This window comes from Sphingobium naphthae (assembly GCF_043589935.1).
GTDB classification, from domain to species: domain Bacteria; phylum Pseudomonadota; class Alphaproteobacteria; order Sphingomonadales; family Sphingomonadaceae; genus Sphingobium; species Sphingobium naphthae_A.
The window spans coordinates 802763-825931 of sequence record NZ_CP171454.1; the positions used below are offsets into that span (position 1 = coordinate 802763).

Sequence of the window (23169 nt, forward strand, 5' to 3'; positions counted from 1 at the left end):
GTCGCATCATCGACGATCATTCGTTGTGCGATGCACAATGTCAATTGACGCAGATTTGTTCCTTCGCGCCATCGCAAGGATATCGTCACTAAAATGACACAACTCGCCGGGGCTGGCCTCCCTTGCGCGCTCAGGCCCTGCGTCCCATATGCCGCGCCATGAACGACCACTCTCGCGCATCATCCATGCCCGTCTGGCATGGCACCACCATCATGTCCGTCCGCAAGAATGGCAAAGTCGTCATCGCCGGCGATGGACAGGTCTCCATGGGGCAGACCGTGATGAAGCCCAACGCCCGGAAGGTCCGCCGCCTGCATGACGGAAGCGTGATCGGCGGTTTCGCCGGCGCCACGGCGGACGCCTTCACCTTGTTCGAACGCCTGGAAGCCAAGCTGGAACGGCATAACGGTCAGTTGATGCGGGCCGCTGTCGAATTGGCCAAGGATTGGCGAACGGACAAGTATCTGCGCAATCTGGAAGCGATGATGATCGTCGCCGACAAGGACGTCACCTTGATCCTGACCGGCAATGGCGATGTGCTGGAGCCGTTGAACGGGGTCGCCGCGATCGGATCGGGCGGCAATTTCGCGCTCGCCGCCGCGCGTGCGCTGGTCGACTATGAGCAGGACGCCGAAACGCTGGCGCGCAAGGCCATGGCCGTCGCGGCCGACATCTGCGTCTACACCAACGACAAGTTGACGATCGAGACGCTCGACAGCGCCGCTTGACCTCCCTGTTTGCCAAGAAGAGATCATGAACGACAATCTTACGCCTAAAGCCATCGTCGCTGCGCTGGACGCGCACATCATCGGGCAGCAGGACGCCAAGCGCGCTGTTGCGGTCGCACTGCGCAACCGCTGGCGCCGGCAGCGACTTTCCGCGGATCTGCGCGACGAAGTGACGCCCAAGAATATCCTGATGATCGGCCCCACCGGATGCGGCAAGACGGAGATCAGCCGCCGGCTGGCGAAGCTCGCCGACGCGCCCTTCGTGAAGGTCGAAGCGACCAAGTTCACCGAGGTCGGCTATGTCGGCCGCGATGTCGAGCAGATCGTGCGCGACCTGGTCGAGGAAGCAGTGCGGCTGGAAAAGGACCGCCGCCGCGAAGCCGTGCGCGAAGCCGCTTCGGAGGCTGCGATGGCCCGATTGCTCGATGCACTCACCGGCAAGGAAGCGAGCGAAGCCACGCGCCTCTCCTTCCGCCAGAAGATCGAGAATGACCAGCTGAACGATGTCGAGGTCGAGGTGGAAGTGGCCGACAGCCCGTCCATGCCGATGGAAATCCCCGGCATGGGCGGCCAGGTGGGCATGATCAACCTGAGCGACATGATGTCCAAGGCGTTTGGCCAGGCCCAGAAGAAGCGCCGCAAGATGCGCGTCGCCGATGCCTGGGACAAGCTGGTCGAGGAGGAACAGGACAAGCGGCTGGATCAGGACGATGTTGCGCGGGTCGCCATCGCCAGCGCCGAGCAGAATGGCATCGTCTTCCTCGACGAGATCGACAAGATCGCCGTCAGCGACGTGCGCGGCGGGTCGGTCAGCCGCGAAGGCGTGCAACGCGACCTGTTGCCGCTGATCGAGGGGACCACCGTCGCGACCAAATATGGTCCGCTCAAGACCGACCACATTCTGTTCATCGCGTCCGGCGCCTTCCACGTCGCCAAGCCCAGCGATCTGCTGCCCGAATTGCAGGGCCGCCTGCCGATCCGCGTCGAGTTGAAGGCGCTGACCGAAGCCGATTTCGTGGCCATCCTGTCCGACACCAAGGCGAGCCTTGTTGCGCAATATCGCGCACTGCTGGCGACCGAGGAGGTGACGATCGACCTGACGCCCGATGGCATCAGCGCAGTGGCGAAGATCGCTGCCGAAGTGAATAGCGAAGTCGAGAATATCGGCGCCCGCCGGCTGCAGACGGTGATGGAGAAGCTGCTGGAGGATGTCAGCTTCGACGCGGAGGACCGGCGCGGCGAAACGCTGGTTATCGACGCCGCCTATGTGGAAAAGCAGCTGAGCGCCGTCGCCCGCGACACCGATCTCAGCAAATATGTGCTGTGACGCCATTGGGGCGGGCGAGGTCGAGACGGAATGTTCGACCTCGCCCGCTCCGAAGGGACAGCGGATTGAGGGTCAGTAACTGCGGCCGACCAGCACGCGCTCGACGGCCGGGCTGCCGGTGAAGATGCAGGCGCCATCCGCCGCCGACGCATCGCCCGGCACGTTGCGCAGCGTCAGCTTCTCGCCCTTCAGCCACTGGACGACCTTGTCCAGCTCCGCACCAGTGGGCTTGGCCCACTGCACCAGTGCCCAGCCCGGCTTCTTGCTCGCGTTGAAATAGGCCTTGAGCGCCTCCAGGTCGGTAATGGACGCGTCGATCGCGCCGTCCAGTCGGGCTTTCGCATCTGCGAACAGCCCCGCCTGAATTTCCTCCAGCATCGTCACGGCCGTCGCCACCAGATCGCTCTTGGCGATGATCCGGCTGTCGAGCTTGCCGTCTTCCCGATAAAGCCGATCGCGACGGATGACGGACACATTGGCGCCGGCGACATCGCGCCCGCCGACCTCGATCACGATGGGAGCGCCCTTCTTTACCCAGCCCCAGCGCTTGTTCGCAGCCTTGGTAGGCCGCTTGTCGAGCAGGGCTCGCACCGGCTCGCGGAACGCATCGAGACCGTTCAGCTGGTCGACCAGGTCCAAGCAATAATCGACGATCGCCGCATCCTCTTCGGTGTCGCGCAGCATCGGCACGATCACGATCTGATGGGGCGCGACGCGCGGCGGGACGCGCAGGCCGTCATCATCGCCATGGGTCATGATGAGCCCGCCGATCATGCGGGTCGACACGCCCCAGCTGGTCGTCTGCGCCAGTTCCTGGCTGCCTTCGGCATTCTGGAAACGGATATTCTGCGCCTGGCTGAAGGTGGTGCCCAGGAAGTGCGACGTACCGGCTTGCAACGCCTTGCCATCCTGCATCATCGCTTCGATCGAATAGGTGGCGACGGCTCCGGGGAAGCGCTCATTCTCGGGCTTTTCACCCGCGACGACCGGCATCGCCACGCAATCTTCGGCGAAGGCGCGGTAGACTTCCAGCATCTTGAGCGTCTCTTCCATTGCCTCCTCGACGGTGGCATGTGCGGTATGGCCTTCCTGCCAGAGGAATTCGGCGGTGCGCAGGAACATGCGGGTGCGCATTTCCCAGCGCACGACATTGGCCCACTGGTTGATCAACACGGGCAGGTCGCGCCAGCTCTGCACCCAGCGGCTGAACGCCGCGCCGATCACCGTTTCCGACGTCGGCCGCACCACCAGCGGCTCCTCCAGCTTCGCTTCGGGATCGGGCACCAGCTTGCCATCCTGCTGGATCAGCCGGTGATGAGTGACGACCGCCATTTCCTTGGCGAAGCCATCGACATGCTCGGCTTCCTTCTCGAAATAGGACAGCGGGATGAACAGCGGGAAATAGCAATTTTCATGGCCGGTCGCCTTGATCTGCGCGTCCAGCAGCTTCTGCATCCGCTCCCAGATGCCATAGCCCCATGGCCGGATGACCATGCAGCCGCGCACGCCGCTTTCCTCGGCCATGTCGGCTTCGGCGATGACGGCCTGATACCAGGCGGCGAAATCCTGTTCGCGGGTAACGGAAAGAGCGTGCTTCACGAGGGCTGGCCTTGGCTAGTCAGTTGGGAATGGCGCGCCATAGGCCAGACCCGCCGTGCCTGTCGACCCCCTCGCAACCGGCGGTCCGACCCGCGATCAGTCTCCAGCATCCATCTTCTGGAGCCAGGCCTGCGCCTGCCGGGGTTCGCCGACGGCATCGGCCGCGGCAGGGCCCCGCGCCTCCATGAATTGCTGATGCAGATCGAATGGCGCCATACCCAGAGCGTCGCGCATGCCGTCTATCTCGTCCGCCAGGTCCGTCAGGGCAGCAAGGACAGGCGCAGTTCGCGCGATTGCGGCCTTGTCCTTCTGGTGGCCGAACAGCCCCCATCGCCCGGCGGCGGTCACGCGCAGCGCCGCGATCAGCGCCGCGCGATACTTCGCTTCCAGCTCGGTCCGATGCGCGTCGAGCCGTTCCAGCCGATCCGCCCTGGCCATGCCGATCAGCTCAGCTTGTCGATCTTCGCGTTGAGCGCGGCGAGCTGCGCCTTCAGTTCCGCAATCTCGTCATCCTTCGCGCCTTCCGACATACTGCCCGGCGTCGGCTGCGCGCCTGGCGTCGCCCCCGGCATCCCCGGAACGCCGGTGCCGAACGCGCTGGCGGCTGCTTCGAACATCTGCATGTTGCGCTTGGCGATCTCGGCCAGCGGACCGCCGCCGAACGCGCCCTTCATCGCTTCCTGGAACTGCTGCTGGTTCTTGCGGAAAGCGTCCATGGACGCTTCCAGATATTGCGGCACCATGGATTGCATCGAATCGCCATACATGGCGATCAGCTGGCGCAGGAAGTTGACGGGCAGCATATTCTTGCCGCGCTGCTCCTCCTCCATGATGATCTGGGTCAGCACATTGTGCGTGATGTCCTCGCCGGTCTTGGCGTCGACCACGACGAACTCCCGCCCCTCGCGCGTCATCTGCGACAAAAGGTCGAGCGTGATGTAACTGGATGTTTCAGTGTTATAGAGCCGCCTGTTGGCGTACTTCTTGATGACGACCGGTTCCGAACTGTTGGCGGCCTTTGATTTGGACATGGATACCTCTCCCACACCTGCACCTTCCGCAATAGCACAGGGCATTGCCGCACCGCAACATGGCCCCCGCCCTTTGCCCCTTTTTCTCAATATTTTATGGCGCGAGACAGAGGGTGATCCAGAGCTTCGTCGCCGCGCCTTTCAGGGCCTGCGCAAATACCAGACCGCGCAGCGGCCCGTGCCGCTGCCATCCGGACGCTGCGTCGCCACGGCGGGCCCGGCGCGATTGCTGCAGCATGGCGCGGCAAACGCCCGCTTTCCGGTCGTCTTCATCCCGTCGCTGATCAATCCGCCGCGCGTCCTGGACTTGTCGGAGGAGCGTTCCTTGCTGCGCCACATGGCCGCAGCAGGACATGACGCCCATCTGGTGGATTGGGGCATGCCGCGCGCCGAGGATGCGATGCTCGGCCTGGACGCGCATGTGACCGACCGGCTGCTGCCGCTGCTCGCCGCGCTGCCGCGTCCGCCGATCCTGGTCGGCTATTGCCTGGGCGGCAGCCTGGCGCTGGGCGCGGCGGCCCTCTCCCCCATGTCCGCAGTGGCGACCATCGCGGCGCCCTGGCGCTTCAGTCGCTTTCCGGCCGCTGACCTGGAACTGATCGGTTCCCTCTGGCGCGGCGCGAAAGCCATGTGCGCGCGGATCGGCTATGTGCCGATGGAGGTGCTGCAATCGGGCTTCTGGGCGATGGATCCCGCACGCACCATCCGCAAATTCGCGGCCTTCGCCGATGCCGATCCGGGGTCGGAAGCGGAGCGCGCCTTTCTGGCGGTGGAGGATTGGGCCAATGAGGGCGCGCCGCTCACCTTCGCGGCGGGGCGCGACCTGTTCGAAACCTTCTACGCCGCCGATGCGCCGGGCCGCGCGCAATGGCGTGTTGGAGACATGATCATCGACCCCGCGCGCCTGGCCTGCCCCTCCCTCTCCATCCGCTCCACCACGGACCGCATCGTGCCCGCAGTAGCAAGTCCCGACCTGCGGGAGAAGCGCAGCCTGTCCCTTGGCCATGTCGGGATGGTCGTGAGCGGGCGCGCACGCGCATCGCTGTGGGAGCCGCTGTCCCTTTGGCTTTCCACCCATGGCGGCTGATGCTATTGCGGCCGCGAAAAAAAACCTGTCCACCATCGAAAGAGGATCAAGGCTTTGTCTGACATCGTCATTACCGCCGCCAAGCGCACCCCGGTCGGCAGCTTCCTGGGCGCCTTCAGCACCACGCCGGCGCATGTCCTGGGCCAGACCGCGATCGTCGCCGCATTGGAGCAGGCGGGCGTTTCGGCCGAAGAGGTGGATGAAGTCATCCTGGGCCATGTGCTGACCGCCGGCCTTGGGCAGAACCCCGCTCGTCAGGCCGCCGTCGGCGCCGGCGTGCCGGTGGATCGTACCGCCTTCGCCATCAATCAGGTCTGCGGATCGGGCCTGCGCGCCGTCGCGCTGGCCGCGCAGGCGATCGCCTTGGGCGACGCGCGCATCATGGTCGCTGGCGGGCAGGAGAATATGTCGCTCGCCCCACACGCCCAGTTCCTGCGCGCCGGGCAGAAGATGGGCAATGTCAGCCTGGTCGACACGATGATCGTCGATGGTCTGACCGACGCCTTCAATGCCTATCATATGGGCATCACCGCCGAAAATCTGGCCGAGAAATATCAGATCAGCCGCGAGGCGCAGGACGCCTTCGCCGTCGGCAGCCAGAACAAGGCGTCGGCCGCGCGGTCTTCCGGTCGCTTCAAGGATGAAATCGTCCCCGTCACGGTCAAGGGCCGCAAGGGCGACACCATTGTCGATGCCGACGAATATATCCGCGACGGCGCCACGATCGAGGCGATGGGCGGCCTCAAGCCCGCCTTCAAGAAGGATGGCACCGTGACCGCCGGCAACGCCAGCGGGCTTAATGATGGCGCGGCGGCGTTGGTGCTGATGAGCGCTGACGAAGCCGCCAAGCGCGGCGCAACCGTGCTGGGCCGCATCGCCGGCTTCGCTACCTGCGGCGTCGATCCGTCGATCATGGGCATCGGCCCGGCACCCGCCAGCCGGAAGGCGTTGGCAAAGGCGGGTTGGTCGGTCGGCGACCTGGACCTGATCGAAGCCAATGAGGCCTTCGCCGCGCAGGCGCTGTCGGTCAGCCAGGAACTGGGCTTCGATCCCGACAAGGTCAATGTGAACGGCGGCGCCATCGCGATCGGCCACCCGATCGGCGCGTCGGGCGCCCGCGTGCTGACGACGCTGCTCTACGAAATGGACAAGCGCGACGCGAAGAAGGGCCTCGCCACTTTGTGCATCGGCGGCGGCATGGGCGTCGCCATGTGCATCGAACGCTAAAGCCAGGCGCGCTTTCGCAAAAGGCCGTCGATCGCAAAATCGGCGGCCTTTTTCATGGCCCGTAGAGGCCAGCGATGGTTCAGTGCCAGACGCGATCGAAGCGCGCGCCGAGGCCCGTCAGCAGTTCATATTGCGACAGGCCCGACAGGCTCGCGGCGGCCGGCAGCGCATAGTCGATCGTCACCCAGTCGCCTTCGGCTACTTCGCGCCTCGCGCTAACGTCAATCGCGACCAGGTCCATCGACACGCGCCCGAGCACGGGCAGCCGCACCCCTCCGACCAACGCCGCGCCTCGACCCGAAAAACCGCGCAGATACCCATCCGCATAGCCCAGGTTCAGGATGGCCACCTCATGGTCGCGTTCAGCGGTGAAAGTGGCGTTGTAGCCGATGCTGTCCCCGGCGAAGAGCCGCCGCCGTTGCAGGGTCTGCGCCTGGGGCGAGACCACGGGAAGGATCCTTTCCGCCGCAGCCGGGTGCGGGATACCACCATAAAGCGCGAGGCCGGGCCGGGTCAGGTCGAAGTGGAAATCCGCGCCGCGACAGATGCCGGCGCTGTTCGCCAGGCTGTAACGCCGCGCCGGAATGGCCTGCCGGATGTCGCGGAAGCGCGCGCATTGGACGGCGTTGAGCGTTACATCCTCATCCGCCGATGCCAGATGGCTCATCAGCGTGACGAGGTCCAGCTCCGCTACCAAGGCGGACAGATCATCGCGCCAGTCCAACCCCAGCCGGTTCATGCCGGTATCGACCATCAGGTCGCAGGCGCCACCGCCCGCTGCCCGCCAGCGCGCCACCTGCTCCGGCGTGGAGAGAACCGGCCGCGCGCGGGACTGCAATGCCTGGGTCATGTCCTCCGTTCGCACGCCATGCAGGACGGACAGGCTGACGCCCTGCTCCAGCAGCGGTTCCAATCCCGCCGCCTCGCCCCAATTGGATACGAAGAAGTCGCGGCATCCCGCGCGGGTCAGCCGGCGCATCACCTCGGCTGCGCCAAGGCCGTAACCGTCCGCCTTGATCGCCGCGCCACAGGCGGCGGCGCCGCTCTCGCGCGCCAGCCAGCGCCAGTTGGAAACGAGCGCGTCGCCGTCCAGGCGCAGGCGCAGCGGTGCGGTATAGCCGTGCATCGCGACGCGGATAGCGCCCCGCGCTTCCCCCGTCGAGAGGGCTGTGGCTGCGGTCAGAACAGCCGCGATCCGTTCGGCACCGGCTTGTCGGGCGCGAAGAGCGTGACCGCGCCCGTGGAGTCGGCAAACCCCAGTGTCAGCACTTCGGAGATGAACTTGCCGATCTGGCGAGGCGGGAAGTTGACGACCGCAGCGATCTGCCGCCCCGGCAAATCCGCCAACGCATGATTTTCGGTAATCTGCGCGCTCGATTTTTTGGTGCCGATCCCCGGTCCGAAATCGATCAGCAGCTTATAGGCGGGCTTGCGGGCTTCGGGATAGGGTTCGGCGCTGACGATCGTGCCGACCCGGATATCGACCTTCAGGAAATCATCGAAGCTGATCGGATCAGCGGCGGGGGCGCTGGGGTCGTGGGTCAGGTGCATGCGGGGACTCCTGTTCCTCCCCGCTTGCGGGGAGGTGTCGGCGAAGACGACGGAGGGGGCTTGCCGCAAACGCAAGCCCGCGTCCAGAGGCAGGCCCCCTCCACCACTTCGTGGTCCCCCTCCCGCTAATGGGGAGGAATGGTTACGCCAGTTCCAAGATCACCGCATCCACTGGCAGGCTTTCGCCCTGCGCCGCCGACACGCTCTTGACCGTGCCCGCCTTTCCGGCGCGCAGGATATTCTCCATCTTCATTGCTTCGATGACCGCGAGCGGCTGGCCGACCTCGACCTTGTCGCCTTGCTTGACGTGCAGCGCGACGAGCAGGCCCGGCATCGGACAGATCAGATATTTGGACAGGTCGGGCGGAACCTTGTCGATCATGTGCGCCGCATAGGGTGCCGCATGGGCCGGCAGGATGCGCAAGCGATGGCTCGCGCCGTGGCAGGTCAGCACGAAGCTGGACCGCGAGGGCGCGATCCGCATGCTCAGCAGATCGTCGCCAAACTCCGCCTCGATCAGGCGGTCGCCCGGCGTATATTCCAGCGCCATGTCGATGGGCGCGCCATCCACCGTCACATCGTCGCCGTCGATCACGACGTCATGCACGACATCACCGATCTTGACTTGCCAGCCGGTCGGTGGGCTGAGCCGCTTGCTCAATTGGCCGTCGATCCGGCGCGCCCGGTCGGCCTGGGCCATGGCGGCGAAGGCGCCCACGGCGGAGAGCCGCTGGAGCAGTTGCGCCGACGCGGGCGCACCCTGGAAGCCATCGGGATATTCCTCGGCAATGAAGCCGGTGGTGATGTTGCCGGACCGGAACCGCTCATGCTGCATCAGCGCGGAGAGGAAATCGATGTTATGGCCCGGCCCCTCGATCTCGAACTGGTCGAGCGCCTCGATCTGCTTGTCGATGGCCTCCAGCCGGGTCGGCGCCCAGGTGACCAGCTTGGCGATCATGGGGTCGTAGAACATGGAGACTTCGCCGCCTTCGGTGACGCCATCGTCCACGCGCACCTTCGCGCCGGTTTCGTCCGTGCCTTCCTGCGGCGGATTGTAGCGAACGAGCCGGCCGGTGGATGGCAGGAAGCCGCGATAAGGGTCTTCGGCATAGACGCGGTTCTCGATCGCCCAGCCGTTGATCTTCACATTGTCCTGCGTGAAGGCAAGCCTCTCACCATTGGCGACGCGGATCATCTGTTCGACCAGGTCGACGCCGGTGATTTCCTCGGTAACGGGATGCTCGACCTGCAAGCGGGTATTCATTTCCAGGAAGTAGAAGCTCTCGCCAGTCTTGTCCTCGCCGCTGACGATCAATTCGACCGTGCCGGCGCTGAAATAGCCAACCGCGCGGGCCAGGGCGACGCACTGCTCGCCCATCTTGCGGCGCATGTCTGGGCTGACGAAAGGGGACGGCGCTTCTTCGACCACTTTCTGGTGGCGGCGCTGGATCGAGCATTCGCGCTCGTTCAAGTAGACGATGTTGCCATGCTGGTCGCCCAGTATCTGGATTTCGATATGGCGCGGGCTTTCGATGAACTTCTCGATGAAGACCCGGTCGTCGCCGAAGCTGTTGAGGCCCTCGCGCTTCGTCGCTTCAAAGCCTTCGCGGACATCCTGTTCGCTATAGGCCAGCCGCATGCCCTTGCCGCCGCCACCGGCCGATGCCTTCATCATCACCGGATAGCCGATCTCGTTGGAGATGCGGACGGCATGCTCGGTATCGTCGATCACGCCGACATAGCCCGGAACGACATTGACGCCGGCTTCCTTGGCGAGCTTTTTGGACTCGATCTTGTCGCCCATCGCGGCGATGGCATTGGCGGGCGGGCCGACGAAGATGATCCCTTCGGCGTCGAGCGCCTCGCGGAAGCTTTCGCGTTCAGAGAGGAAGCCATAGCCGGGATGGACCGCATCGGCGCCCGTCGCCCTGCACGCCTCGATGATCTTGTCGGCCAGCAGATAGGATTGGGCGGCGGGCGACGGGCCGATATGGAAAGCCTCGTCGGCTAGTCGCACATGCGGCGCGCGGGCGTCGGCATCGGAATAGACCGCCACGGTCTTGATGCCCATCTTCTTGGCCGTGCGCATGACGCGGCACGCAATTTCGCCCCGGTTCGCGATCAGGATCTTGGTGATTGCCATTCTGTTTCCTGTCCCAGTCCTTCAGTTCCTCTCACCCCGTTCGGGCTGAGCCTGTCCAAGCCCCCTTCTTCCTCTCAAAAAGAAGTAAGGCCCTTCGACAAGAGCAGGCGAGCAACACCAACCAAGCCAGGCTGATCCCCAACTCAGGATAAGCGCAGCGAATGTCAGCCACGAAAGAGCGATGACTGTACCGCCAGTCATGCACTCTCCTCACCTACTTTCGTCATGCCGGACTTGATCCGGCATCCCACTTTCTTTCCGCAAGATGGCGAAGAAGCGGGACCTCGGCTCAAGGCCGGGGCGACGAGGGTGGGCGCGAATGTCACTCCGCTGCCTCCAACTCGACCTTGACTTCCGCTTGCATCGGCACAACGCCCAGCTTGGCGAACAGCGCCGCATCGGCGTTTTCGCCGGCATTGGCGGTGGTGAGCAGCTTGTCGCCGGTGAAGATGCTGTTCGCGCCAGCCATGAAGCAGAGCGCTTGGCACGCTTCCGACATGCTCTCGCGGCCAGCGCTCAACCGCACCATGCTCTGCGGCATCACGATCCGCGCGACGGCAACGGTCCGTACGAACTCGATTTCGTCGATCTTAGCGAGCGGGGTGTCGGCCAGCATGTTGCCCAGCACTGTGCCCTTGACCGGGACCAGCGCGTTGATCGGCACGCTTTCCGGATGGCGCGGCAGTACGGCGAGCGCGTGGAGGAAGCCGACGCGGTCCTCGCGCGTCTCGCCCATGCCGACGATACCGCCGCTGCACACGTTGATGCCCGAATTGCGAACATTTTCCAGCGTCACCAGCCGGTCGTCAAAGGTCCGCGTCGTGATGACCTTCTCATAATGTTCGGGCGAGGTGTCGATATTATGGTTGTAATAGTCGAGCCCCGCATCGGCGAGCATCTCCGCCTGACTTTCGCTGAGCATCCCCAGCGTCATGCAGGTTTCCATGCCCATCTGGCGCACGCCCTTCACCATCTCGACGATGGCGGGCATGTCGCGATCCTTGGGGTTGCGCCAGGCCGCGCCCATGCAGAAACGCGAGGAACCGGCGTCCTTCGCCTGCGCCGCTGCCTGCATCACCGCCTGCACGCTCATCAGCTTTTCCGCCTTGAGGCCGCTTTCCGCCGAAGCCGACTGGTTGCAGTAACCGCAATCCTCCGGGCAGCCTCCCGTCTTGATTGACAGCAAAGTGGACAGTTGCACCTCATTGCGCGGGAAGTTCGCACGATGGATCGACTGCGCCTCGAACATTAGGTCGTTGAACGGCAGGTCGAACAGCGCAGCGATCTCCTCGCGCGTCCAGTCGGTGCGGGCGGTCAGGGTGCAGGGGGCATTCATTTACGCGGCTTCCTCCAGCGGGGGCATGTTGTGACCGAGGAGGCGCAGCACATCGGCGGCGCATTCCACGACATTGGATCCCGGTCCATAAATGCCCTGAACGCCCGCGTCACGGAGGAAGTCATAATCCTGCGGCGGGATCACACCGCCCGCGATCACCTTGATATCGCTGCGCCCCTTTTCCCGCAGTCTCTGGATGAGCTCGGGGATCAGCGTCTTGTGCCCGGCGGCGAGCGACGATACGCCCACCACATCGACGCCGCTGTCGAGCGCCAGCACCACCGTTTCCTCCGGCGTCTGGAACAGCGGCCCGGACACGACATCGAAACCCATGTCGCCAAAGGCCGACGCGATGATGTTGGCGCCCCGGTCGTGACCGTCCTGTCCCATCTTGGCGACGAGCAGTTTAGGCTTGCGACCGAGGCGCCGTTCGACGGCCTGCACGCCATCGAGAACCTGTTTCCAGCGACTGTCATCCTTGTAGGGCGCGCCATAGACGCCCTTCACCGGCGTCGGTTGCGTGCCGTAGCGATCGAAACTATCCTCCATGGCGGCGGAAATCTCGCCCAGCGTGGCGCGCGCACGGGCGCACTCGACGGCATGGGCGAGGAGGTTCGTCTCGATCGACTGCGGCGCAGCAGCGGCATCGCGGAGCGATTGCAGCGCGGCCTGGCACTTCGCCTCGTCCCGGTCCGCCTTCACCCGGTTTATCCGCGCAATCTGCGCCTCGCGCACCTTGCTATTGTCGACTTCCAGCGTTTCGAGCAGATCCTCGTTCGCCAGTCGATATTTGTTGACGCCGACGATCACGTCCTCGCCCCGGTCGACGCGGGCCTGACGGGCGGCGGCGGCCGTCTCGATCATCGCCTTGGGCCAGCCGGCCGCCACGGCCTTGGCCATGCCGCCTTCGGACTCGACGCGGTCGATGATCTCCTGCGCGGCGTCGACCAGTTGCTGCGTCAGCGCCTCGACATAATAGCTGCCGCCCAGCGGATCGACGACATTGCACATGCCTGTCTCTTCCTGGATGACGATCTGCGTGTTGCGCGCGATCCGGGCGGAAAAGTCGGTGGGCAGCGCGATCGCTTCGTCCAGCGCGTTGGTGTGCAGCGACTGGGTGCCGCCCAGCATCGCCGCCATCGCCTCGATCGTGGTGCGCATGACGTTATTATAAGGGTCCTGCTCGGTCAGCGAGACGCCCGATGTCTGGCAGTGAGTGCGCAGCATCTTGGATCGCTCGTCCTTCGCGCCCAGCTTCGTCATCACCCGGTGCCATAGCACGCGCGCGGCGCGCAGCTTGGCAATTTCCATGAAGAAGTTCATGCCGATGGCGAAAAAGAAGCTGAGCCGCCCGGCGAATGTGTCGATATCGAGCCCGCTCGCCACGCCATAGCGCACATATTCCGCGCCGTCCGCGATGGTGAAGGCCAGTTCCTGCACCTGCGTCGCCCCGGCTTCCTGCATATGATAGCCGGAAATGGAGATGCTGTTGAACTTGGGCATCTCGCGCGAGGTGTAGCCGAAGATGTCGCTGATGATCCGCATCGAGGGTTCGGGCGGGTAGATATAGGTGTTGCGGACCATGAACTCCTTGAGAATGTCGTTCTGGATGGTCCCGTCGAGCAGTTTGCGCTCGACCCCCTGTTCCTCCCCGGCGACGATGAAGAAGGCCAGGATCGGAATCACCGCGCCGTTCATCGTCATGGACACCGACATCTGGTCGAGCGGAATGCCGTCGAACAGGATCTTCATGTCCTCGATCGTGTCGATCGCCACGCCCGCCTTGCCGACATCGCCGACAACCCGGGGATGATCGCTGTCATAGCCCCTGTGGGTAGCCAGGTCGAAGGCAACGGAAAGCCCCTTTTGTCCCGCCGCCAGGTTGCGGCGATAGAAGGCGTTGGATTCCTCTGCGGTCGAAAAGCCCGCATATTGACGGATCGTCCAGGGCCGGCCTGCATACATGGATGCGCGCACGCCCCGCGTGAATGGCGCGAAGCCCGGCAGGCCCGGATCGACGGTCACATCCTCGGCAGTGTAGAGCGGCTTCACCCGAATACCCTCGGGGGTATCCCAGTTGAGGTCCCTGCCCTTGACTTCCTTGGCGGCAGCGGCGGCCCACTGGTCCAGCGTTGGCTTCTCGGTCATGCAGTCCAGTCCTTGTCACCCACCTCCGTTCGGTTCGAGCCAGTCGAGACCTTACTCGACCAACGCTTCTCGCCTTCGCTCGAAGCTGCTCGAAACGAACGGCCTATAAGTCTCAATGCCCGCACTTGGGCGTTTCCATGATCTCGGTCAGCACCCCGTTCATATCCTTGGGATGCACGAAGAAGATCGGCGTGCCATGCGCGCCGATGCGGGGCTCACCCAGAACCTTCTTGCCCAGTCCTTCGAACCAGGCCTTGGCCGCATGAATGTCGGGCACTTCATAACACATATGATGTTGCCCGCCCGCCGGGTTCTTGGCGATGAAGCCGTGAATGGGCGAGTTCTCGCCCAGCGGCTCGATCAGTTCGATCTGCGTGCCAGCGGTGCCGTCCTCGCCCGGTGTGTCGACGAAACACACTTTCACCCCCTGCGCCGGCAGGTCGAAGGGTTCATGCGTCAGCGTCGCGCCCATGACGTCGCGATAGTAGGCGAGCGAGGCTTCCAGCGAGGGCGTCGCGATGCCGATATGGTTGAGACGGCCGAGTTTCATAACTTTGTCACCCCTCCCGCTTGCGGAGGGGACGGGGGATGGCCTGTCCGATCCTGCAGCGGTATCAATGGTCGGGAGAGACAAGCCCTCCCCTAACCCTCCTGCAAGCGGGAGGGGAACTTTCAGTCACAGCGGAATATTGTCGTGCTTCTTCCACGGGTTCTCCAGCGCCTTGTTGCGCAGCTTGCGCAGCCCCAGGGCGATGCGCCGGCGCGTTGAATGCGGCTGGATCACCTCGTCGATGAAGCCCTTGCTCGCCGCGACGAAGGGGTTGGCGAAGCGATCCTCATATTCCCTGGTCCGCTCGGCGATCTCCTCGGCCGTGCGACCGCGGAAGATGATCTCGACTGCGCCCTTCGCGCCCATCACCGCGATCTCGGCGGTGGGCCAGGCATAGTTGAGGTCGCCGCGCAAATGCTTGGACGACATGACGTCATAGGCGCCGCCATAGGCCTTGCGCGTGATGACGGTGATCTTGGGCACCGTCGCCTCGGCATAGGCGAAGAGCAGCTTGGCGCCATGCTTGATGATGCCGTTATGCTCCTGCGCCGTGCCCGGCAGGAAGCCTGGCACGTCGACAAAGGTGACGATCGGAATTTCGAACGCGTCGCAGAAGCGCACGAACCGCCCCGCCTTTTTGGACGAGTTGATGTCCAGCACGCCGGCCAGCACCATCGGCTGGTTGGCGATGATGCCTACGGTGCGACCCTCCACCCGGCCGAAACCGCAGATGATGTTCGCGGCATGGGCCGGCTGCACCTCGAAGAAATCGCCTTCGTCCACGACCTTGCGGATCAGTTCGTGCATGTCGTAGGGCTGGTTGGCGTTGGCCGGGATCAGCGTGTCCAGGCTTTCTTCCATGCGGTCCCACGGGTCCGCGCTCGGCCGCTCCGGCACCGGCTCCCGGTTCGATGCGGGCAGGAAGTCGACGAAATCGCGCACCGCCAGCAGGGCCTCGATGTCGTTTTCGAACGCCATGTCCGCCACGCCCGACTTGGTCGTATGCGCAATCGCCCCGCCCAGTTCCTCCTGCGTCACCACTTCGTTGGTGACGGTCTTCACCACGTCGGGGCCGGTCACGAACATGAAGCTGCTGTCCTTCACCATGAAGATGAAGTCGGTCATGGCGGGCGAATAGACCGCGCCGCCCGCGCACGGCCCCATGATGACGCTGATCTGCGGGACGACCCCGCTTGCCAGCACGTTGCGCTGGAAAATCTCCGCATAGCCGGCCAGCGACGCGACGCCTTCCTGGATACGCGCGCCGCCGCTGTCATTGAGGCCGATGACCGGCGCCCCGACCTTCATCGCCATGTCCATGATCTTGCAGATCTTCATGGCGTGCCGTTCCGACACCGCGCCGCCATAGACGGTGAAATCCTGGCTGAAGACGAAGACCAGCCGGCCGTTGATCGTGCCCGATCCAGTGACGACGCCATCGCCCGGCACATGCGCATCGTCCATGCCGAAATCGACGCAATTATGTTCGACATACATGTCGACTTCCTCGAAACTGCCTTCATCCAGCAGCACTTCGAGCCGTTCGCGCGCGGTCAGCTTGCCCTTGGCATGCTGCGCGTCGATGCGGCGCTGGCCGCCGCCCAGGCGGGCTGCGTCGCGCTTGGCTTCCAGCTGTTCGATGATGGCGAGCTTCGACATAGGCATCTCTCCAAAAGGCGGCTCTGACCGGTTGCCCCATCCCTAGCCAGCTCGTCCCCACTTCCGCAAATGCGAATTTGCCAATTTGCAAATCACGACTTCGCAAATTAGGGACGGGATCATGGCACGCGGCAACCGTATCTTCGCAGGTCCGCGCCTGCGTCAGCTTCGCCTGGACCACCGGATGGACCAGGCGACGATGGCGCAGGCGCTGGGCATCTCCGTATCCTATCTCAGTCAGCTTGAGAATGACGATCGCCCCCTCACCGCCAAGGTGAAGGCCGCCGTCGCCAGCGCTTTTCCGACCGACTGGGCGAGTTTCGACAGCCGGCAGGAGGAACAGCTTCTGGGCGCCTTCACCTATGCGCTGGCGCATCCCGAATTGCCGGGCACGCCGATGGAGCCCGAGCGGATCGAGAAGCTGCACCTGCAGTTCCCTGAGTTCGCCGCCCGATATGTCGATCTCTACAACGCGCATATGCGGGCCAATGAACGGATCAACATGATCGAGGAGGCGATCGCCAACGATCATGAGGTTCAGGCCCGACTCCCCTGGGAAGCGGCACGCGACTGGTTCCACGAATCCGGCAACTATGTCCATGCGCTCGACTGCCTGGCCGAAGACATGGCCGAAAGCTTCACCGCCGGTCAGGTGCTGGACGAAGGCATGCTGGTCGAGGCGCTGGCGCGGCGGCACGGCATCGAGACGCTGATCGCCGAAACGCCCGACAGCGCGCTGCGCGCCTATCGCGCCGCCGACCGCCGCCTGTTCATCAATGCCGCGCTGCCGACCGAAAGCCGCAAGTTCATGCTCGGGCACCAGCTCATGATGCTGGAAGGCCAGGCCGTGATCGCCGATGTCGTGCGCAACGCCGCACTACCCGTGCCGGGCGCGGATCGGCTGCTGGCGATCGGCCTTGGCAATTATGCCGCCGGCGCGCTGCTGATGCCCTATGCTGCCTTTCGGGAAGCCGCGCGCACGATGCGACACGATATCGACCGGCTCGCCCGCACCTTCGGCGTCAGCTTCGAACAGGCCTGCCACCGACTGTCGACCCTGCAGCGGCCGGGGCTGCGCGGCATCCCCTTCTTCTTCTGCCGCGTCGACATGGCCGGGAACATCACCAAGCGCCACAGCGCCACGCGCCTGCAATTCGCCCGCTTCGGCGGCGCCTGCCCCTTGTGGAACGTGCATGAAGCCGTCGCGGTGCCCGACCGCATCAATGTCCAGCTCGGCGAAACACCCGATGGCGTGCGGTATGTTTCGATGGCGAAGGGTCTGGTGAAGCCGTCGGGGAGCTACAAGCGCACGCCGCGCCGCTATGCCGTCGTCCTGGGCTGCGAAGTCGCCCATGCCGCGAATTTCGTCTATGCCGATGGGCTCCATCTGGCCGAGGAAGGCGCCGCGACGCCGATTGGCATCACCTGCCGCCTCTGTCCGCGCCAGAGCTGCGACCAGCGCGCCTTCCCGCCCGCCGACCGCCCGATCCATGTCGATCCCGACAATCGCCAGATCGTTCCCTACTGGATCGGCTGAGCCGGGAATATCAGGGACGATCGCTCCGGTGCAGCTTCGCCCACAGATCGGCCGTGCCCGCTTCCTGCGCGCGGGTGGTGAATTGCGCGGCGACGAGCCAGCCCTTGATCGGGCGCAACGGCAGCACCGTGGTCAGCATCACCACCGGCAGGCCGACCGCCAGATGCACCCACCAGGGCGGCCGCGCCATGATCTCCAGCATCAGGATGAAGATGACGCCCGGCACGCAGGCGAAAAGCTGCACGAAAACCGCCGGCCCGTCGGCCGGATCGGCGAAGCCATAGTCCAGCCCGCATACCTCGCAATGATCGCGGATCGTCAGGAAGCCGCGAAACATATGCCCTTCGCCGCAGCGCGGGCAGCGGCCGCGCAGGCCCGTCTCGTGCGGCGGCCGCTTGGGCCAGCGCCCGCCATGGCCGTCGGTCCAGAAGGCCTCATCCTGATCGCTGCTGTCCTGTGTCATCGCTCCCCTATCGCCTGCGCCTTCGCCGCTGTCGACTGCGCCTTTTGCCCAAGGCTGGCCTTTGCGCGCGCAAGGCGCTATCGGCGCGTCCATCACTTTGATCGTATAAGGCATTCCAATGGGTTTTCGTTGCGGTATCGTCGGCCTTCCCAATGTGGGCAAGTCCACCCTGTTCAATGCGCTCACCGAAACGCAGGCGGCGCAGGCGGCGAACTATCCCTTCTGCACGATCGAACCCAATGAGGGCCGCGTGGCGGTGCCCGACGATCGGCTGCAGACCATCGCCAGGATCGGCGGCAGCGCCAAGATCATCGAAACGCAACTGAGCTTCGTCGACATCGCCGGCCTGGTGCGCGGTGCGTCCAAGGGTGAGGGGCTCGGCAACCAGTTCCTCGCCAATATCCGCGAAGTCGACGCCATCGTCCATGTGCTGCGCTGCTTCGAGGATGACGACATCACGCATGTCGAGGGCAAGGTCGATCCGATCGCCGACGCCGAGACGGTCGAGACCGAACTGATGCTCGCGGACCTGGAAAGCCTCGAAAAGCGCGTTCCCAATTTCGCCAAGAAGGCGGCGCAGGGCGACAAGGAGGCGAAGGCCGCCGCGTCGGTCCTTGGCCAGGCGCTCGATCTGCTGCGCGACGGCAAGCCCGCCCGGCTCACCGTGCCCCGGGATCCGGAGGAGGAACGTCTTTTCGCGCAGGCGCAACTGCTGACGTCGAAGCCTGTCCTCTATGTCTGCAATGTCGAGGAAGAAAGCGCCGCCACCGGAAACGCCCACAGCGCCCGCGTGTTCGAGAAAGCGGCGGCCGAAAATGCCAAGGCGGTCATCGTATCCGCCGCGATCGAGGCCGAACTGGTCACCATGCCGGTCGAGGAGCGCGCCGAATATCTGGAGGCGCTGGGCCTGACCGAAGCGGGCCTCGCCCGCATCATCCGCGCCGGCTACGAACTGCTCGGCCTCATCACCTTCTTCACCGTTGGCCCCAAGGAAGCGCGCGCCTGGACCGTCGCCAAGGGCAGCAAGGCGCCCCAGGCCGCCGGCGCGATCCACACCGATTTCGAAAAGGGCTTCATCCGCGCCGAAACCATGGCCTATGCCGACTATGTGCAGTATAATGGCGAGGCTGGAGCCAAGGAAGCGGGCAAGTGGCGCTCCGAAGGCAAGGATTATGTCACCCAGGATGGCGACATCATGCTGTTCCGGTTCAACGTCTGACATGGCGATTGGCCGGACCGGGCTCCTGCCAAGGATGGAACCCGGTTCAGCTTCGGCCTTCTGGCGTTCGATTGGCCATTGGTCCTTCTTGCGCCAGTGACGCGCCCGGAGTGAGATCGCATGGCGCTCAAATCCGCCTTCCCGCCTAGCGTCGATGCTGACACACGGCTGCTGATCCTGGGCAGCCTTCCTGGCGACGCCTCGATCCGGCAGGGCGAATATTATGCCCATCGCGGCAATGCCTTCTGGCATCTGATCGGCGATGTGCTGGAGGAGGATCTGCGCGGCCAGCCCTACCCCTTGCGGCTCAAGCGGCTGCGGGCGCGGGGCGTCGGCCTGTGGGACGTGATGGAGAGAGCGGAGCGCGAAGGCAGCCTCGACAGCCGCATCCGCGGCGCGGAACTGCGCGACCTTGGCCTGTTCGCCGCCCGCCTGCCGGCGCTCCGCGCGATCGCCTTCAACGGGAAAACCGCCGCGATTCATGGCCGGCGCCAGCTCAACGCCCGGTCCGACCTGACGCTTATCGACCTCCCCTCGACCTCGGGCGCCTATGCCAGCCTTTCGCGCGAGGCGAAGCGCCAGCACTGGATGACGCTGCGCGAGCATCTGGCGTCATCCCCTGGGACATAACGTCACTTTACCGTCACATGCTTGCTGCTAAGCGCGACGCATCGCCTCAAAGACAAAGAACAGAGTCGCCATGCTTCGCCTCCCCTTCCTCCTTCCTGCCCTCCTGTGCCTGGGCGCCTGCGCCACCCTGCCCGCCCAGCCGTCCGCGCCGATGGCCCAGGAGCAACAGCGCGCGCCCGTCACCATCCTCGTCTCGATCGACGGCTTCCGCGCCGACTATTTGCAGCGCGGCGTGACGCCGCAGCTCGCAGCGCTGGCCGCCAACGGGGTCGAAGCGCCCATGCGTCCCTCCTTCCCCTCCAAGACCTTCCCCAATCACTGGGCGATCGTCACGGGCGACCGGCCCGACCGCAACGGCATCGTCGCCAACAGCATGGAGGACGCCAGCCGCCCGGACGAAAAATTCACCATGGCGAGCGACGACCCTTATTGGTGGAATGAGGCCGAGCCCATCTGGGTGACCGCGGAAAAGGCGGGCGTGCGCACCGCCACCATGTTCTGGCCGGGATCCAACGTGCCCTGGGGCGGGACGAAGGCGTCCAGCTGGCCCTACGCCATCACCGGCGGCACGCGGCCGAGCGACTGGGCGCAGTTCAACCAGGCGATCAGCGGCGCGCAGCGCGTCAACATGGTGCTGGACGTGCTGCGCCGCCCGGCCGACATCCGGCCGGCATTCGTGACGCTCTATTTCGACATGGTCGACACCGCCGGCCATATATATGGCCCCGATGCGCCGGAAACGACAAAGGCGCTGGCCGGAGTGGACGGGCATATCGGCAATCTGGTCGCCGGCCTGAAGGCGATGGGCCAGCCCGCCAATCTCGTCATCGTGGCGGACCATGGCATGGCCGCCAGTTCCAGCGAACGAGTCGTGGCGCTGGACAAGGTCGCCGATCCGGCCAATTACCGCGTGGTCGAATCCGGCCCCTATGCGACGCTCGCCGCCGCGCCGGGTCGCGAGAAGGCGCTGGAAGCCGCGCTGCTCAAGCCCCACGCCCATATGCAATGTTGGCGCAAGGGCGATATTCCTGCCCGCTTCCACTATGGCACGCACCGGCGCATCCCGCCCTATCTGTGCCTTGGCGAAACCGGATGGGAAATCCAGCCGACCGCGCCCACCAAGTCGATCAGCGGCGGCAGCCATGGCTGGGATGACCGCGCGCCCGAAATGCAGGCGCTGTTCATCGCAAACGGCCCGGCCTTCACGCCCGGCGCCAAACCCGCGCCCGACTTCGCCAATGTCGATGTCTATCCGCTGCTCGCGCGGCTGCTCGCCATCGCGCCGCGGCCGTCGGACGGCAATCCCGCCACGCTTTCCGGCATTGTCGCGCAATGAAGGGGCCCATCATGTTCACGCGCCGCCAAATCCTGACCGCCGCCACCGCAACGCCGCTGATCGGCGCGCCCGCCATTGTCCGCGCGCAAAGCTGGTTCGCCGGCTATCCCTTCGCACTTGGCGTCACCTCGGGCGATCCCGCGCCCGACGGCTTCGTCATCTGGACCAAGCTTGCGCCCAAGCCGTTCGAGCCGCATGGCGGCATGCCGATGGTCGCGCTGCCGGTGACATGGGAGGTCGCGAGCGATGACCGCTTCAAGACCATCGTGGCGACCGGCGAAGCGACTGCCCGACCGGAGCTTGGCCACAGCGTCCATGTCGAGGTGACTGGCCTCCAGCCCGATCGTCCCTATTGGTATCGCTTCGCGCTTGGCAGCGATCAGTCGACGCGCGGCCGCGCCCGCACCCTGCCGCTCGCCTCCGCCAGCCCTGCGCGCCTGAAGTTCGGCGTCGCAGGCTGCCAGAATTACGAGGATGGCCTGTTCACCGCCTTCCGCCATCTGGCGAACGAGGATGATCTCGCCTTCGTCTATCATTATGGCGACTTCATCTACGAATATAAGCAGCGGGGGCCGGACTATGACAAGGACGGCCTGCCGGTGGATCAGGTGCGCCACCATGTCGGCCTCGATTGCTACGACCTGGCGGACTATCGCCTGCGCTACGCCCAATATCTGAGCGATTACGACCTGCAGGCCGCGCGCGCCCGGCACAGCTGGTTCCCGACCTTCGACGATCATGAGGTCCAGAATAACTGGGTCAGCGACAATGACGGCCGCGACCAGTCGCCGGCCGAGATCTTCCGCCTGCGCCGGCAGGCCGGGCTCCAGGCCTGGTATGAATATATGCCCGTCCGCGCCGCGATGCTGCCGCGCAACGGCATCATCACCGACATGTATCGCGAAGCGCGCTTCGGCGACCTGCTCGCCATCGATTTCCTCGACACGCGGTCCTTCCGCACCAACCAGCCCTGCGGCGACGGCTTCAAGCCCTATTGCCCGGGCATCGGTGACGGCAAGGCGCAGGTCCTCTCGCCCGAGGAGGAAAGCTGGCTGACGCGCAACCTGACGCGCGGCCAGGCAAAGTGGAACTGCCTGGCGCAGCAGGTGATGATGATGTCGCTCGATCGCCGGCGCTATGCCGACGAAAAGGAAACCATCTACAATCTCGACAGTTGGGCCGGCTATCGCGTCCAGCGCGACCGCCTGCTGGCGAAGATGCGCGGGCTCGACAATGTCGTCGTCCTGACCGGCGACGAGCATCAAAATTATGCGGGGCTGCTGGAAAGCGAAGGCAGGCCGGTGGCGGCCGAGTTCGTCTCCACCTCCATTTCCTCGGGCGGAGACGGGTCGGATCTGCGCGCGGGCAGCGACATGCTCCTGCGCAACAACCCGCAGCTCAAGTTCATCAATGACCAGCGCGGCTATCTGGTCTGCGACGTCACGCCCGACGCCTGGACGACTCGGTTCCGCGTCATGGATCAGGTCTCGGCCCCCGGCGGGACGATCGCCACGCGCGCCAGCATCACCGTGCCGCGCGGCCAGCCCTCGCTCACCATCGCCTGACATTGACGTAAACGGAAAGCGGTTCTACGCCAT

Annotated in this window: 20 protein-coding genes; 9 read left to right on the top strand and 11 right to left on the bottom strand. The window is 64.8% G+C overall.

Features of this window, described 5'->3' with window-relative positions; translation table 11 throughout:
- Positions 1 to 158 precede the first annotated feature (158 nt).
- Complete coding sequence (hslV, locus tag ACGGKE_RS04005; RefSeq protein ID WP_394440234.1) at positions 159 to 728, top strand: ATP-dependent protease subunit HslV; 570 nt, start codon at positions 159 to 161, stop codon at positions 726 to 728.
- A 25-nt stretch (positions 729 to 753) separates the two neighbouring features.
- Positions 754 to 2055, top strand: a complete 1302-nt coding sequence (hslU, locus tag ACGGKE_RS04010) for an ATP-dependent protease ATPase subunit HslU (protein ID WP_394440236.1) — start codon at positions 754 to 756, stop codon at positions 2053 to 2055.
- 72 nt (positions 2056 to 2127) lie between these two features.
- Here hslU and proS read toward each other — a convergent pair whose 3' ends face one another.
- The 3 genes from proS to phaR form a co-directional block, all read right to left on the bottom strand.
- A complete protein-coding gene (gene proS / locus ACGGKE_RS04015; RefSeq protein WP_394440238.1) occupies positions 2128 to 3654 on the bottom strand; it encodes a proline--tRNA ligase in 1527 nt (508 codons plus the stop codon).
- 96 nt (positions 3655 to 3750) lie between these two features.
- Positions 3751 to 4092 (bottom strand): hypothetical protein, encoded by a 342-nt coding sequence (locus tag ACGGKE_RS04020; RefSeq protein ID WP_394440240.1) that lies wholly within the window; start codon positions 4090 to 4092, stop codon positions 3751 to 3753.
- A gap of 5 nt (positions 4093 to 4097) precedes the next feature.
- The gene (phaR, locus tag ACGGKE_RS04025; RefSeq protein ID WP_394440242.1) at positions 4098 to 4685 is read right to left on the bottom strand and encodes a polyhydroxyalkanoate synthesis repressor PhaR; all 588 of its coding nucleotides are present in this window, start codon (positions 4683 to 4685) and stop codon (positions 4098 to 4100) included.
- Between phaR and ACGGKE_RS04030 the strand changes: the two genes are divergently transcribed.
- Together ACGGKE_RS04030 and ACGGKE_RS04035 are read left to right on the top strand one after the other, a co-directional pair.
- A complete protein-coding gene (locus ACGGKE_RS04030; RefSeq protein WP_394440244.1) occupies positions 4684 to 5772 on the top strand; it encodes an alpha/beta hydrolase in 1089 nt (362 codons plus the stop codon). The two genes, phaR and ACGGKE_RS04030, sit on opposite strands and share 2 nt — an antisense overlap.
- A gap of 54 nt (positions 5773 to 5826) precedes the next feature.
- Entirely contained in the window at positions 5827 to 6999 is a 1173-nt protein-coding gene (locus ACGGKE_RS04035; RefSeq protein WP_317515640.1) for an acetyl-CoA C-acetyltransferase, read from the top strand.
- A 79-nt stretch (positions 7000 to 7078) separates the two neighbouring features.
- Here the strand turns inward: ACGGKE_RS04035 and alr are convergent, their stop codons facing one another.
- The 7 genes from alr to ACGGKE_RS04070 all read right to left on the bottom strand — a co-directional run bounded on the left by alr (position 7079) and on the right by ACGGKE_RS04070 (position 16386).
- On the bottom strand, positions 7079 to 8125 hold the full coding sequence (alr, locus tag ACGGKE_RS04040) for an alanine racemase (RefSeq protein ID WP_394440246.1): 1047 nt from the start codon (positions 8123 to 8125) through the stop codon (positions 7079 to 7081).
- Between the two features lie 53 nt (positions 8126 to 8178).
- Positions 8179 to 8550 (bottom strand): tRNA-binding protein, encoded by a 372-nt coding sequence (locus ACGGKE_RS04045; protein WP_394440248.1) that lies wholly within the window; start codon positions 8548 to 8550, stop codon positions 8179 to 8181.
- 142 nt (positions 8551 to 8692) lie between these two features.
- Positions 8693 to 10693 (bottom strand): biotin carboxylase N-terminal domain-containing protein, encoded by a 2001-nt coding sequence (locus ACGGKE_RS04050; protein ID WP_394440250.1) that lies wholly within the window; start codon positions 10691 to 10693, stop codon positions 8693 to 8695.
- A gap of 322 nt (positions 10694 to 11015) precedes the next feature.
- The gene (gene bioB / locus ACGGKE_RS04055; protein WP_394440251.1) at positions 11016 to 12029 is read right to left on the bottom strand and encodes a biotin synthase BioB; all 1014 of its coding nucleotides are present in this window, start codon (positions 12027 to 12029) and stop codon (positions 11016 to 11018) included.
- Positions 12030 to 14177 (bottom strand): methylmalonyl-CoA mutase, encoded by a 2148-nt coding sequence (gene scpA, locus ACGGKE_RS04060; RefSeq protein WP_394440252.1) that lies wholly within the window; start codon positions 14175 to 14177, stop codon positions 12030 to 12032.
- A 112-nt stretch (positions 14178 to 14289) separates the two neighbouring features.
- A complete protein-coding gene (mce, locus tag ACGGKE_RS04065; RefSeq protein ID WP_394440254.1) occupies positions 14290 to 14727 on the bottom strand; it encodes a methylmalonyl-CoA epimerase in 438 nt (145 codons plus the stop codon).
- A gap of 126 nt (positions 14728 to 14853) precedes the next feature.
- The gene (locus tag ACGGKE_RS04070; protein WP_394440256.1) at positions 14854 to 16386 is read right to left on the bottom strand and encodes an acyl-CoA carboxylase subunit beta; all 1533 of its coding nucleotides are present in this window, start codon (positions 16384 to 16386) and stop codon (positions 14854 to 14856) included.
- 121 nt (positions 16387 to 16507) lie between these two features.
- Between ACGGKE_RS04070 and ACGGKE_RS04075 the strand changes: the two genes are divergently transcribed.
- Positions 16508 to 17923 carry a short-chain fatty acyl-CoA regulator family protein gene (locus tag ACGGKE_RS04075; protein WP_228166424.1) on the top strand — a complete coding sequence of 472 codons (1416 nt, stop codon included), beginning with the start codon at positions 16508 to 16510 and terminating at the stop codon, positions 17921 to 17923.
- A gap of 10 nt (positions 17924 to 17933) precedes the next feature.
- Here ACGGKE_RS04075 and ACGGKE_RS04080 read toward each other — a convergent pair whose 3' ends face one another.
- Positions 17934 to 18386, bottom strand: a complete 453-nt coding sequence (locus ACGGKE_RS04080) for a DUF983 domain-containing protein (protein ID WP_394440259.1) — start codon at positions 18384 to 18386, stop codon at positions 17934 to 17936.
- Between the two features lie 118 nt (positions 18387 to 18504).
- Between ACGGKE_RS04080 and ychF the strand changes: the two genes are divergently transcribed.
- From ychF to ACGGKE_RS04100, 4 genes are all read left to right on the top strand, one after another.
- Positions 18505 to 19605, top strand: a complete 1101-nt coding sequence (gene ychF, locus ACGGKE_RS04085; RefSeq protein ID WP_317515650.1) for a redox-regulated ATPase YchF — start codon at positions 18505 to 18507, stop codon at positions 19603 to 19605.
- Between the two features lie 120 nt (positions 19606 to 19725).
- Complete coding sequence (locus ACGGKE_RS04090; RefSeq protein WP_394440261.1) at positions 19726 to 20235, top strand: DNA-deoxyinosine glycosylase; 510 nt, start codon at positions 19726 to 19728, stop codon at positions 20233 to 20235.
- 70 nt (positions 20236 to 20305) lie between these two features.
- Positions 20306 to 21571 carry an ectonucleotide pyrophosphatase/phosphodiesterase gene (locus ACGGKE_RS04095; RefSeq protein WP_394440263.1) on the top strand — a complete coding sequence of 422 codons (1266 nt, stop codon included), beginning with the start codon at positions 20306 to 20308 and terminating at the stop codon, positions 21569 to 21571.
- Between the two features lie 11 nt (positions 21572 to 21582).
- On the top strand, positions 21583 to 23136 hold the full coding sequence (locus ACGGKE_RS04100) for an alkaline phosphatase D family protein (RefSeq protein WP_394440265.1): 1554 nt from the start codon (positions 21583 to 21585) through the stop codon (positions 23134 to 23136).
- Positions 23137 to 23169 lie beyond the last annotated feature (33 nt).

Bases quoted from the DNA above. Each gene is read 5' to 3' on its own strand.
- ychF (WP_317515650.1), top strand. From the start codon at position 18,505: ATGGGTTTTCGTTGCGGTATCGTCGGCCTTCCCAATGTGGGCAAGTCC.
- ACGGKE_RS04090 (WP_394440261.1), top strand. From the start codon at position 19,726: ATGGCGCTCAAATCCGCCTTCCCGCCTAGCGTCGATGCTGACACACGG.
- ACGGKE_RS04050 (WP_394440250.1), bottom strand. From the start codon at position 10,693: ATGGCAATCACCAAGATCCTGATCGCGAACCGGGGCGAAATTGCGTGC.
- ACGGKE_RS04020 (WP_394440240.1), bottom strand. From the start codon at position 4,092: ATGGCCAGGGCGGATCGGCTGGAACGGCTCGACGCGCATCGGACCGAG.
- bioB (WP_394440251.1), bottom strand. From the start codon at position 12,029: ATGAATGCCCCCTGCACCCTGACCGCCCGCACCGACTGGACGCGCGAG.
- phaR (WP_394440242.1), bottom strand. From the start codon at position 4,685: ATGTCCAAATCAAAGGCCGCCAACAGTTCGGAACCGGTCGTCATCAAG.
- ACGGKE_RS04080 (WP_394440259.1), bottom strand. From the start codon at position 18,386: ATGACACAGGACAGCAGCGATCAGGATGAGGCCTTCTGGACCGACGGC.
- ACGGKE_RS04075 (WP_228166424.1), top strand. From the start codon at position 16,508: ATGGCACGCGGCAACCGTATCTTCGCAGGTCCGCGCCTGCGTCAGCTT.
- ACGGKE_RS04070 (WP_394440256.1), bottom strand. From the start codon at position 16,386: ATGTCGAAGCTCGCCATCATCGAACAGCTGGAAGCCAAGCGCGACGCA.
- scpA (WP_394440252.1), bottom strand. From the start codon at position 14,177: ATGACCGAGAAGCCAACGCTGGACCAGTGGGCCGCCGCTGCCGCCAAG.
- mce (WP_394440254.1), bottom strand. From the start codon at position 14,727: ATGAAACTCGGCCGTCTCAACCATATCGGCATCGCGACGCCCTCGCTG.
- ACGGKE_RS04095 (WP_394440263.1), top strand. From the start codon at position 20,306: ATGCTTCGCCTCCCCTTCCTCCTTCCTGCCCTCCTGTGCCTGGGCGCC.
- ACGGKE_RS04030 (WP_394440244.1), top strand. From the start codon at position 4,684: ATGGATACCTCTCCCACACCTGCACCTTCCGCAATAGCACAGGGCATT.
- hslU (WP_394440236.1), top strand. From the start codon at position 754: ATGAACGACAATCTTACGCCTAAAGCCATCGTCGCTGCGCTGGACGCG.
- alr (WP_394440246.1), bottom strand. From the start codon at position 8,125: ATGCACGGCTATACCGCACCGCTGCGCCTGCGCCTGGACGGCGACGCG.
- ACGGKE_RS04045 (WP_394440248.1), bottom strand. From the start codon at position 8,550: ATGCACCTGACCCACGACCCCAGCGCCCCCGCCGCTGATCCGATCAGC.
- hslV (WP_394440234.1), top strand. From the start codon at position 159: ATGAACGACCACTCTCGCGCATCATCCATGCCCGTCTGGCATGGCACC.
- ACGGKE_RS04100 (WP_394440265.1), top strand. From the start codon at position 21,583: ATGTTCACGCGCCGCCAAATCCTGACCGCCGCCACCGCAACGCCGCTG.